The organism is Ferruginibacter sp., from assembly GCF_031430955.1.
Classification (GTDB): domain Bacteria; phylum Bacteroidota; class Bacteroidia; order Chitinophagales; family Chitinophagaceae; genus Ferruginibacter.
Genome location: NZ_JANPCM010000374.1, coordinates 1 through 11,464 on the forward strand (window position 1 = coordinate 1; position 11,464 = coordinate 11,464).

The following is an 11,464-nucleotide window of genomic DNA, read 5'->3' on the forward strand; positions in this document are numbered from 1 at the left end:
AATAACATTCCCAAAGTAATAAGTTGTTTTTTACAGAAATGGTCCCCCATTTTTCCCGTAAACAATTGTGTTATGCCCCATACTGCCGGATAAATACCTGCTACAATTCCAATTTGTGCCACACTAAAATTTCTTTGCAAAAGCAGCATGGGCAATACTCCCCAAATTACTCCGTCGTTTAAATTATTTACAAGTCCGTTTAGGGTAACAGAGCTGATATTTTTATGTTTCCATGCAGTTTCTTTCCATACATTTTTTAAAAGTGGAATTTTACTGTTTTCTGTTTCTGACTTTACAAACGCTGCGGTATCTTTTACCAAAAAAATTGTTAGTATTAAACCTGTAACTGCAAACAACACCCCGGGCAAAAAAGGATAATACCGGTAACCGTATGCTGCTGCAAGGTTACTGGCCAGGTATGCGGCCAGCCCTACTGATAAGTACCCTGCAAATTCGTTAATGCCCATGGCCAGCCCACGGTTTTTATTCCCCACCAAATCAATTTTCATAATTACAGTGGCGCTCCAGGCTAACCCCTGATTGATACCAAGAAAAATATTTGCAACAATTACCCAATTCCAGTTATCGGCATACATCAACAAAAACGGAACCGGCATAGCAAAAAGCCAACCGAGTAACAAAATATTTTTCCTGCTTATTTTTTTTGAAAGAAAAGCCACTGAATAATTACTAACGGCTTTGCTTATGCCAAAAGCTGCAATAAAAGAGAGCAATGCAGTATTTGCTGAAATGCCAAATTCTATTTTACCAAAATCAGGGATGACAGATCTTTCCAGGCCCACCATGGCCCCAACAAAAGCATTTACCAAAACCAGTAAACCAAATTGATATTTATTTTTTTGAAGGCCCTGCATAAAATATTCTTGCTGGTAAAAAAATTATCCAGGCTCTGTAATGTGTTTAAATAATGTTCGCTGCTAACAATAACATTAATGCATCAATTTATTTTGCAACAAAAGTTACAACAATCTGTACTGCTTACTATCAATAATTGATGCAACCTGATAGTGTAGAAAATTATTTACAGCTTTACGCATCTTTATTTTTTACAGGGCAGGTACTTAGCCCCACCAATGTATACAACGGACAAAAACTTACCAGGCTGGTTAATACAAATATTACTGCAAGCACCAGCAACACTATCCCCAGCGTACCCGTAATAATGTTGGTGAAATATAAAATTGCTATCACTACTGCAATAAGTGTCCTGATAATTCTATCGGTTGTTCCCATGTTGTTTTTCATAATTTTTATTTTTAAATTTATTATATAATGAATACGATTGCTGTTACTATGGCGGCACAAATAATGCATACTAATAAAAGCTTTAATAATTTTTGCTGCATGATGCCGGTATTGCGTGATCTATGTTTAATGAATGTTTAATTTTTATTGATAAAATATCCCTGCTGTTTATATTTAATTTTTTTGGCTGATCCTATTCTCCAGCATTATATTCCAAATTTAATTGGCTTATCTGATTTTTTATGATAGGTTCTAAAAATCATATCCCAATAAGGCAGGATAGAACTGTAGTTGGAATCTGTATCGTATTTAATTACACTATGGTGTAGCCGGTGCATTTGTGGGGTTACTATAAAGAACCGCAGCCACAAATCCTTCTCCATTTTTATTTTAATATTAGAATGATGAAAAACAATAACCGGAAATAAAATAAAACTATGCAGTAAGAGAGATGCAAGGCTTATACCTAATAACGGAAAAATAATTATCCGTACTGTATAGGAAAGAATCAATTCCCCTGTATGAAATCTTACGGCTGTGGTGCTGTTCATCTTTTCATCTTTGTGATGATATTTATGAAAAAGCCAAAAGAATGGAACTACATGATTGGCACGGTGCCACCAATACATAAAAAAGTCAATGAATAAAAAGCCAACAATTAACTCAACAACAAACGGCAATTTAAAATACTGTAATAGTCCGAAATTTTTTGCTGATGTGTACTCAATAAACTGCTGAAAATAAAATCCTGCAGAAAAAACCAAAGCCATATTTAGTAAACCCAATAATATATTCAGCAGATCATGTTTATAATCTATCAAATCTTTTTGCTGAGGGTAAATATGTTCACTTAAATAAATAAGGAGGAATACTCCACCTAAAGCATAGGGTGTAATGGTTCTGATGATATGTATAAATTCGGTGAGCATATTTTAGTCATAAACCTTTACACCTTTATCAAGCCACTTACCCCAAAAATGACTATACGCATGAACACTATCTGTTATTACGTTCCTGTTGTTATAAACCCTGTTGCCCTGGTTTACCCATTCAAAAATACCACCGTATAAATTTTTCACATTCGTATAACCTGCTTTTTTTAATTTCAAAGTTACCTCTTCGCTGCGTTTACCAATAGAACAATACACAATAAGCAGTTGATTTTTTTTAATGTTCTTGACTTTATCCAAACTAAATGTTTTTGCTCCCGCAAACAGCGCAGTCTGTAGATGGCTTACATTGTATTCGTTTAATTCACGGGCATCTAAAAAGGTATAACTCCTAAATCCAGCAGCAGCTTCAGGGATATTAATAGTAGGTGTGCTGCCGCTCAATAATAATTTTAAGGTAAAATTAAACGAGCTGCTTTTTACCTGTGCATCTGCATAAATAAAAGCAGAAACCATACAAAGAGTAAACAATATTTTAATTATAAATTTTTTCTTCATAAATAAAATTTACGTGGTTTATCAATGGGGTGCATTTCAAATTGGCGCAGAGGGTTGTCAACCTTTTTAATTAAATGCAATGTCAGTATTCTTTCCAAAGGTTGATAACGCTTTTTTAAACTACAACTTGAAATGCACCCCATCATTGCCGTTACTTAGTTTATAAAAGCTTTTAAATTCCATTGGATGTTTTAAATTTTTTATGTTGTCATGTTATAGATAAAATGAAAAATCATCATGCTTTCATCACCTTACTCTGGCACACAAAATCTGTTTTTGGTAGAGTTGTTTTACTGATATCCGTAAATCCGCCTTCTACTTCTGTAAAATTTCTGTAGCCACGTGCCTGTAATATAGATGCCGCCATCATACTGCGATAGCCGCCTGCACAATGCAGAAAAAAATGTTCTTCGGGGTTTATATCTTTTATCCATTCGTTTATGGCAGCCAATGGCCTGTTGTAAGCTTCATCTACATGCTCTGCTGCATACTCGGTTTCTTTACGAACATCTATGATTTTATCTTCCCCAATTTTTACATCTTTTGCAAATTGCTCAGCAGATATTCTATCCACTGCATCTGCTTCCTTTCCTGCTTCCAGCCATGCAGCAAAGCCGCCGTTTAAATGGCCCATTACATTATCAAAACCCACACGGCTTAAACGGGTTACTGTTTCTTCTTCAAGCCCTTCATCAGTAACTAATAGCAAAGGTTGCTTTACATCAACAATTAAAGCACCCACCCATGGCGCAAAATCGCCTGCTAATCCTATGTTTACAGATTGCGGAATAAAGCCTTTATAAAAATCAGTATTGGTCCTTGTATCTAATATTAATGCTTCGGTATTTTCTGCTGCTGCTTCAAATTCATCCGGCGTTAACGCTCTCATCCCATTATTTAAAACTGTTTCAAAACTTTCATAGCCTTTTTTATTCATGGCTACATTTAAGCCAAAATAAGCAGGTGGCGGCAGCAAACCATCGGTAACTGCTTTTACAAATGCTTCTTTATCGGGCTGGTTTAAAGCATAGTTCATTTTTTTTTGATTGCCCAAAGTATCCACTGTTTCCTTCATCATATTTTTGCCGCAGGCACTACCGGCGCCGTGTGCAGGATAAACAATTACATCATCGGCCAGCGGCATAATTTTATTATTCAAACTTTCGTACAGTAAACCAGCCAGCTCATCCTGCGTCATGTGTGCTGCTTTTTGAGCCAGGTCTGGCCGGCCCACATCACCAAGAAATAAAGTATCGCCGCTAAAGATGCAATAGTCTTTTCCGTTTTCATCTTTTAAAAGGTAAGTGGTGCTTTCCATGGTATGGCCCGGTGTGTGCAGCACTTTGATAGTGATATTTCCAATTTTAAATTCTTCATTATCTTTTGCAGCAATAAATTTAAAGTCTGGTTTTGCAGTGGGGCCATACACAATTGCTGCTCCGGTACTTTTTGCCAAATCTAAATGGCCGCTTACAAAGTCTGCATGAAAGTGCGTTTCAAAAATATATTTGAGTTTAACGCCATCTTTCTGCAGCCTTTTTAAATAAGGTTCCGTTTCCCTGAGCGGATCAACAATAGCAGCTTCGCCGTTGCTGGTAATATAATAAGCACCCTGTGCAAGGCATCCGGTATATATTTGTTCTACGTTCATTTTATTTTTTATTTTATTGTACAAATATGTTTAATAATTAAAACAGTTTTGGTACCATTTGTTGCTTTTAAAAATAGAACTTTATTTAATGATTTTCTAAAGCAATATTCTTCTGCCTAAAAAAATATTTCTTTAACAAGAATATAAAACCCCATTATTAATACAAACCATCCAAAACCTTTTTTTAAATTATCGCCTTCTATTTTTTTTGCTAAAAGCCCGCCAGCAAAAATGCCTGCAATAGCTATAACTGTAATGCTGATTAAAAATTTCCAGTCAATTAAAAAATGCCCCAAATCTCCGGTAAACCCTATAAGTGAATTGAGTGCAATTATTAATAAAGAAGTACCAACAGCTTCTTTCATTGGCATTTTTAAAATAAGAACAAGGGTAGGAATAAGTAAAAAGCCACCGCCTGCTCCTAAAAAACCGGTAGCCAGCCCAATTAAAATACCATACATAAGCAGTTTGGGTATTTTATTTTCTTCCTTTACTCCAGCAGTTGCATAATTTATTTTTTTATTTCTTATCATGGCTATTGAAGCCAGCAGCATTAAAATGGCAAACAATACCATAGTTGCTGTTGATTGGGTTACGTAAAATTGTGAGGTATTAATTATTACTGCCGGAATTTTTGGCAGTAATAATTTTCTTGTAACAAATACTGTTGTAACAGAAGCAATACCAAAAAGCAGCGCCGTTTTTATTTTTACAAACCCTTTTAAATAATTATTAAATGCGCCTGCTAAAGATGCAGATCCAACAATAAATAAAGAATAAGATGTAGCCAGCACAGGGCTTACACCAATCACATATACTAATATGGGAACAGTTAAAATAGATCCGCCTCCGCCAATTAAGCCTAAAGAAATACCCACCAACGCTGCTAAAGCAAAGCCTAAAATTTGCATATTATTATATTTTATCCGGCAGCAAAGATGTTGGTTATTTTTTTTGCAGTTGGTTACAAAAGTTACATTGAGCAACAAAATAATACATAATAAAACAGGAAGATTAGTTTAACAGTTTTATAGCACAACAACACCTAACAAAAAACCCCAACTTTTCAGTTGAGGTTTGTATAAATTTTATGCTCTTTGTTTTACCGGTGCTTTTTTCTTCACCTTTTTTAGTGCCGCTTCAATTGCTGTACTAAGATTTTCGAAAGAACCCTTTACAGTAAGCTGTTCGCCATTAACAAAAAATGCAGGAATTTCTTTTACCCCTTTATTAACGCCATCCTGGTAATCGTTGCGTATTTGCCAGCCGTAGGTAGAGTTGATCAATTCATCTAAAAAATGCTTATTAACTACACCAGCTTCTTTAGAATATAACTTTAAACTGGTTGTACCTAACTGGCGGCGGTTTTCGAAAAGTATATTGTGCATTTCCCAAAACTTACCCATTTGGCCGGCAGCCAGAGAAGCTTCGGCAGCCTTCATAGAGCGCTGGTGAATTTTTGTAAGGGGAAAATGACGGAAACTGAATTTTATTCTGCCTTCAAATTCTACCAACAATTTTTTTACTACTTCATTTGCTTTTGCACAGTCTTCGCTTTCGTAATCGCCAAACTGTGTTAAAGTTACTGTTGCATCAGGGTTACCAACAAATATGTCTTTACTCGGGATGATTTCCACCACCTCTTTTACTTTCATTGCCATAGTTTATCTTTTTGTCTTTTTACTGCTGTTAAAAAACAACAGTTTGTTTTATTAATCTAATGTTTTACTATTATTTTTTTGCGGCTGCTTCTTTTTCCGGCTCATGCACATCGTTTCTAAAAACCACTGTGCCGTCGAAAACATCTACCAAAACCGGTTTTGTTTTATCAATAGTTCCGGCAAGTATTTTTTTACTCAACTGGTTCACTATCTCTTTTTGTATCAGCCTTTTTAATGGCCTGGCACCAAATTGCGGATCATATCCGTTTTCTGCCAAATAATCCAAAGCATAATCTCCAAACAGTAAATTGATACCGCTTTGTGCTACCAGTTGCCTTAAATTATCTAACTGAATTTTGATGATGCCCTTGATCTCTTTCTTCATTAAAGGCTGAAACATGATCACTTCATCAATGCGGTTTAAAAACTCCGGACGAATGGTTTGCCTCAATAACACCATTACTTCATCTTTTGTTCTTTCTACCACTTCATCCTTGTTCTTTTCAGTTACTTTTTCAAAATTGTCCTGAATAATATGGCTGCCCATATTGCTCGTCATTATGATGATGGTATTTTTAAAATTTACTATACGACCCTTGTTATCGGTAAGCCTGCCATCATCTAATACTTGCAAAAGTACATTAAAAACGTCAGGATTTGCCTTTTCAATCTCATCAAGCAGTACAACACTGTAGGGTTTTCGCCTTACGGCCTCTGTTAACTGGCCGCCTTCATCGTAACCAACGTAGCCCGGAGGCGCCCCAACAAGGCGGCTTACGGAGTGTTTTTCCTGGTATTCGCTCATGTCAATACGGGTCATCATGCCGTCATCATCAAACAAATAATCGGCTAAAGCTTTGGCCAGCTCTGTTTTACCAACACCCGTTGTACCGAGAAAAATAAAGGATCCAATAGGTTTTTTAGGATCCTGCAAACCCGCCCTGCTCCTGCGTATGGCGTCTGATACTGCTTCAATCGCTTCATCTTGGCCCACTACCCTTTTATGTAATTCCTCTTCCAGTAAAAGCAATTTTTCCCTTTCGCTTTGCAGCATTTTTGTAACAGGTATGCCGGTTGCTTTGGCCACATTTTCTGCAATATCTTCTGCATCAACCTCTTCCTTCAGCATACGCTTTTCGCTGCTGCTATCCAGCTCCTTAGTTAAATCTTCTACAATCTTTTCCTGCTCCTGCACTTTTCCATAGCGAATCTCCGCAACCTTGCCATAATCACCTTCCCGTTCTGCTTTTTCTGCAGATAACTTTAGTTGCTCAATGGCAGCTTTAGCATTTTGAATTTTTTCAACAATCTCTTTTTCCTGCTGCCATTTGGCTTTATAAGTATCTCTTTCTACAGAAAGATTAGCAATTTCTGTATTCAGTTCTTTTAATTTAACTGTATCATCTTCCCTTTTAATAGCTTCTCTTTCTATTTCTAACTGGCGGATTTGTCTTTCTAATTTATCCAGTTCTTCGGGCATGCTGTTCATTTCCAAACGAAGTTTGGCAGCACTCTCGTCAATTAAATCAATGGCTTTATCGGGTAAAAAACGGTCGGTAATATAGCGGTGCGATAATTCTACCGCAGCAATTATAGCTTCATCTTTTATGCGTACATGATGGTAGGTTTCGTACCTGTCTTTTAATCCACGTAAAATTGAAACCGCATCTTCCACCGAGGGTTCGTCAATCATTACTTTTTGAAAACGGCGTTCCAGCGCTTTATCTTTTTCAAAGAATTTTTGATACTCATTTAAGGTAGTGGCTCCAATTGCCCTCAACTCTCCTCTTGCCAATGCAGGTTTTAAAATATTGGCGGCGTCCATAGCGCCATCGCCACCGCCTGCACCAACTAATGTGTGTATTTCGTCAATAAATAAAATAATTTCTCCATCGCTGCTGCTTACTTCTTTTACCACACTTTTTAATCTTTCTTCAAACTCGCCTTTATATTTTGCGCCGGCAATTAACTGCCCCATATCTAAAGCAAATATTATTTTACTCTTTAAATTTTCTGGCACATCACCGTTTACAATACGCATTGCCAAACCCTCAGCAATGGCGGTTTTACCCACGCCAGGCTCACCCACCAAAATGGGATTATTTTTACTTCTTCTTGATAAAATGTGCAGTGTTCTGCGTATTTCTTCATCTCTTCCAATAACAGGATCCAGCTTGCCCTGCCTTGCCATTTCAATTAAATTTTTAGCATACTTATTTAAAGCGTTAAACTGTGTTTCGCTTGTTTGAGAAGAAACGGTAGAACCTTTTTTTAATTCTTTTGTTGCCGCCACTAAACCTTTTTCGGTAAGACCGGCATCTTTTAAAATTTTAGCGGTGTTATCATTTTGCTGCAGCAAAGCAATTAACAAATGCTCCGGTGCTACAAACTCATCGTTAAATTGTTTTAAAATATTAGAGGACCGCAGCAATACATTATTCATATCCCTGCTTACATTTTGTGCAGGTTCGCCGCTTGAAACTTTTGCCAGTTTGTTTATACTCTCTTTCAACTTTGTTTCTACAAAATTGATGTTAACGTTATTCTTTTTTAATAAGAATTCAATGGCAGAATCTGCATCATCCAGTAAAGATTGCAGCAAATGCTCTGTTTCAATATTGGCATTATTATTATTAAACGCCAATTGCTGTGCATGCTGAATCCTTTCCTGCGATTTTATGGTTAAATTTTGTAAACTCATATTAATTTAGCCCCTATCCTTCGGCAAGCTCTGGATTAGGGGGACTTTTTTTTAAATTGATGATTAAACTTTTTTTGCAGATATTCATCTGATTGCATAGTATTACTCAAAAATCATTCATTTTTTTATTATACAAAAACCAGTGCTATTATGTCACTAAAAGTTCAACTATTCTGCCGCAAATTCAGCCTGCTTATGCTTTTCATGCTATTGTTACAGGCAGGTTTTTCGCAATATAATTTTACTAAGGTAGATAATTGGCTAAGTGATAATTTAAAAGACATTGGCGGCAGGGCTGTACTGGTAATTTATAAAGATGGAAAATTAGTTTACACTAAAGGCGGAACTATGCAGTTTTTTTATGTGGTTTCATCTTAAAATGAATTTAGAAATAAGCACCAGAAGATTTAAAAAGCTGGTTGTACAGCATGGGTTGTTAACTAAAGTTTTACAATCTTTTACCCTAATTTTGCGAAAGTTTAAACACTGCAATGAAAAAAATATTTGTTCTGATTTTGCTTACAGTAAATTTTCTGTTCTCATTTTCTCAAACTAAAAATAAATTATTGAAGGGCATGTATCTTCAATGGGGTTACAATACTGAATGGTATACCAAAAGTACCATCCATTTCAGAGATGTGGTTAATGGTGTTAATCACGACTTTACTATTTACAAAGCTGTAGCACACGACAGAAATGATTTAGATGCTATTGCAAAAAAACCTATAGAAATAAGTATTCCACAATACAATTACCGCATTGGTTTTTACCTTAACAATGAACATACAAAAGCAATTGAAATTAATTACGATCATACAAAGTATATTGTTTACAACAACCAATTGCTGCATGCTAAAGGCACTATCGGCACAACTTATTTTGATAAAGACACTGCATTCAGCAAATCTGATCTACAATTTGAACATACTAATGGCGCCAACTTTTACCAGGTAAATTATGTAAGGCAGTATGTTTTAAAAAGTAATGGTTCCAGACCTCTATTTACGGGCTTATGGAAAGCTGGCGCCGGAATACTTATTCCCAAAACTGATGTAACACTCAGCGGCAAAAGAGTAGATAATAAATTTCATATTGCCGGTTATTGTATTGGAGCCGAAGGTGGTGCCCGCTGGTATTTTGGAAAGAAATGGTTTTTAGAAGGCACTGCAAAAACTGGTTTTGCCAATTATACTAACGCATTAGCAGCTGGAGGCGGAAAAGTAAATCATAGTTTTGGATATTTTGAATTGATTGGTACTGTTGGGTATGATATAAAATTTTAGTCCCTCTAAATCCTTTTAAAACATTCTGTGTAAAGGGTAATTACAGCTTTTTTAAAAAAATTTACTGCCTGCTCAAACGATTATACTAAAAGCAGCAAACTCTTTATAAAGCCCGGCATAATATTGAAGGGCTTTTGTATTTTTATATAAATTGTAATAGCATGGTATTAAATAAAAAATCAAAACTTGCTCCTAAACATATTTATTACCAAAGACTTTGGAAAAATGCTGCCTTTGGCCTTTCAATAATGATGCTGTGCCTGTTAATAGGTATTTTGGGGTATAAATTTACCATACCGGAATTTGACTGGTACGATAGTTTACTAAACGCCTCGATGATATTGAGTGGTATGGGACCTGTGATAGATGCAAAAATTGTTTTAACAAATTCAGCTAAAGTATTTGCATCGGCGTATGCTTTATTCAGTGGCGTTGCGTTCATAAGTACCATTGGCATTTTAATTGCGCCTATTGCTCACCGCTTTTTTCATAAACTGCATTTAGAAGATACTAACCAGGATTAATGAACGCTGCAGAAAATAACACAAAGTTTATTAAAAACTATGCCGCAAGTTTGGGTTTTGATTTTTGCGGCATAGCCAAAGCGGTACGCCTGGATGATGATGCTAAAAGATTAGAACAATGGCTGGGGAAAAATTTTAACGGCACTATGCAGTACATGGAAAATAATTTTGAGTTAAGAATTGACCCTTCTAAATTAGTACCCGGCGCAAAATCTGTTATAACATTATTGTTGAATTATTTTCCGGCGCAGCAACAAAATAGTGATGCTCCAAAAATTTCTAAATATGCTTTTGGAAATGATTATCATGAAGTAATACGCAGTAAATTGAAGCTCCTGCTTCAACATATAAAAGAAAATATTGGCGAAATTAACGGCCGTGGTTTTGTTGACAGCGCCCCGGTGTTAGAGAGAAGCTGGGCCCAAAAAAGTGGCCTGGGCTGGGTGGGTAAAAATGGAAATTTAATTAACAAACAATCTGGCTCATTTTTTTTTATTGCTACTTTAATTACAGATTTAGAATTAGAGTATGATGATGCGTTTGCAAAAGACTACTGCGGCACGTGTACAAAATGTATAGACCACTGCCCTACCGAAGCGATACTGCCAGATAAAGTTATTGACGGCAGTAAATGTATTTCTTATTTTACTATTGAATTAAAAGATGCATTGATACCAGACACAATGAAAGGCAAATTTGATAACTGGATGTTTGGCTGCGATGTTTGCCAGGATGTGTGCCCATGGAACAGATTTAGCAAACCAACCAATGAAATTATTTTTTCGCCACTACCCGTATTTTTAAATTTTACCAATAACGATTGGGAAGAATTGGCAGAAGAAAGTTTTAAAATAATTTTTAAAAACTCGCCGTTAAAGCGGAGTAAATTTGAAGGGGTGAAAAAGAATTTAAAATTTATACAAACTTAAA

The 11,464-nt window shown here is 35.9% G+C and carries 12 protein-coding genes; 4 read left to right on the forward strand and 8 right to left on the reverse strand.

Translation table 11 applies throughout. The features are described from left to right. The 8 genes from ACY65O_RS10610 to clpB form a co-directional block, all read right to left on the reverse strand. The coding region (locus ACY65O_RS10610) for an MFS transporter (RefSeq protein ID WP_462220830.1) at positions 1-875 on the reverse strand (875 nt) is incomplete at its 3' end. Positions 876-1,050: 175 nt separating this feature from the next. Beyond that, positions 1,051-1,266 carry a YgaP family membrane protein gene (locus tag ACY65O_RS10615; RefSeq protein WP_462220831.1) on the reverse strand — a complete coding sequence of 72 codons (216 nt, stop codon included), beginning with the start codon at positions 1,264-1,266 and terminating at the stop codon, positions 1,051-1,053. A gap of 206 nt (positions 1,267-1,472) precedes the next feature. Further along, positions 1,473-2,195 (reverse strand): sterol desaturase family protein, encoded by a 723-nt coding sequence (locus ACY65O_RS10620; RefSeq protein WP_462220832.1) that lies wholly within the window; start codon positions 2,193-2,195, stop codon positions 1,473-1,475. Between the two features lie 3 nt (positions 2,196-2,198). Continuing rightward, positions 2,199-2,714 carry a rhodanese-like domain-containing protein gene (locus tag ACY65O_RS10625; protein ID WP_462220833.1) on the reverse strand — a complete coding sequence of 172 codons (516 nt, stop codon included), beginning with the start codon at positions 2,712-2,714 and terminating at the stop codon, positions 2,199-2,201. Between the two features lie 235 nt (positions 2,715-2,949). Then, on the reverse strand, positions 2,950-4,365 hold the full coding sequence (locus tag ACY65O_RS10630; protein ID WP_462220834.1) for an MBL fold metallo-hydrolase: 1,416 nt from the start codon (positions 4,363-4,365) through the stop codon (positions 2,950-2,952). A 116-nt stretch (positions 4,366-4,481) separates the two neighbouring features. Further along, positions 4,482-5,276 (reverse strand): sulfite exporter TauE/SafE family protein, encoded by a 795-nt coding sequence (locus ACY65O_RS10635; RefSeq protein WP_462220835.1) that lies wholly within the window; start codon positions 5,274-5,276, stop codon positions 4,482-4,484. Positions 5,277-5,453: 177 nt separating this feature from the next. After that, on the reverse strand, positions 5,454-6,026 hold the full coding sequence (locus tag ACY65O_RS10640) for a DsbA family protein (RefSeq protein WP_462220836.1): 573 nt from the start codon (positions 6,024-6,026) through the stop codon (positions 5,454-5,456). A gap of 70 nt (positions 6,027-6,096) precedes the next feature. Further along, positions 6,097-8,727 (reverse strand): ATP-dependent chaperone ClpB, encoded by a 2,631-nt coding sequence (clpB, locus tag ACY65O_RS10645; RefSeq protein ID WP_462220837.1) that lies wholly within the window; start codon positions 8,725-8,727, stop codon positions 6,097-6,099. Positions 8,728-8,922: 195 nt separating this feature from the next. Between clpB and ACY65O_RS10650 the strand changes: the two genes are divergently transcribed. The 4 genes from ACY65O_RS10650 (at position 8,923) to queG (ending at position 11,463) form a co-directional block, all read left to right on the forward strand. Then, a complete protein-coding gene (locus ACY65O_RS10650; protein ID WP_462220838.1) occupies positions 8,923-9,105 on the forward strand; it encodes a hypothetical protein in 183 nt (60 codons plus the stop codon). 113 nt (positions 9,106-9,218) lie between these two features. Continuing rightward, positions 9,219-10,010 carry a hypothetical protein gene (locus ACY65O_RS10655; RefSeq protein WP_462220839.1) on the forward strand — a complete coding sequence of 264 codons (792 nt, stop codon included), beginning with the start codon at positions 9,219-9,221 and terminating at the stop codon, positions 10,008-10,010. A 161-nt stretch (positions 10,011-10,171) separates the two neighbouring features. Beyond that, entirely contained in the window at positions 10,172-10,534 is a 363-nt protein-coding gene (locus tag ACY65O_RS10660; RefSeq protein WP_462220840.1) for a hypothetical protein, read from the forward strand. Then, on the forward strand, positions 10,534-11,463 hold the full coding sequence (gene queG, locus ACY65O_RS10665; protein WP_462220841.1) for a tRNA epoxyqueuosine(34) reductase QueG: 930 nt from the start codon (positions 10,534-10,536) through the stop codon (positions 11,461-11,463). The genes ACY65O_RS10660 and queG overlap by 1 nt, the downstream gene beginning before the upstream one ends. The last annotated feature ends 1 nt before the right edge of the window (position 11,464 follow it).

Coding starts and splice junctions, on each gene's coding strand:
- ACY65O_RS10635 (WP_462220835.1), bottom strand. CDS start 5,276: ATGCAAATTTTAGGCTTTGCTTTAGCAGCGTTGGTGGGTATTTCTTTA.
- ACY65O_RS10630 (WP_462220834.1), bottom strand. CDS start 4,365: ATGAACGTAGAACAAATATATACCGGATGCCTTGCACAGGGTGCTTAT.
- clpB (WP_462220837.1), bottom strand. CDS start 8,727: ATGAGTTTACAAAATTTAACCATAAAATCGCAGGAAAGGATTCAGCAT.
- queG (WP_462220841.1), top strand. CDS start 10,534: ATGAACGCTGCAGAAAATAACACAAAGTTTATTAAAAACTATGCCGCA.
- ACY65O_RS10655 (WP_462220839.1), top strand. CDS start 9,219: ATGAAAAAAATATTTGTTCTGATTTTGCTTACAGTAAATTTTCTGTTC.
- ACY65O_RS10660 (WP_462220840.1), top strand. CDS start 10,172: ATGGTATTAAATAAAAAATCAAAACTTGCTCCTAAACATATTTATTAC.
- ACY65O_RS10615 (WP_462220831.1), bottom strand. CDS start 1,266: ATGAAAAACAACATGGGAACAACCGATAGAATTATCAGGACACTTATT.
- ACY65O_RS10625 (WP_462220833.1), bottom strand. CDS start 2,714: ATGAAGAAAAAATTTATAATTAAAATATTGTTTACTCTTTGTATGGTT.
- ACY65O_RS10650 (WP_462220838.1), top strand. CDS start 8,923: ATGCTTTTCATGCTATTGTTACAGGCAGGTTTTTCGCAATATAATTTT.
- ACY65O_RS10640 (WP_462220836.1), bottom strand. CDS start 6,026: ATGGCAATGAAAGTAAAAGAGGTGGTGGAAATCATCCCGAGTAAAGAC.
- ACY65O_RS10620 (WP_462220832.1), bottom strand. CDS start 2,195: ATGCTCACCGAATTTATACATATCATCAGAACCATTACACCCTATGCT.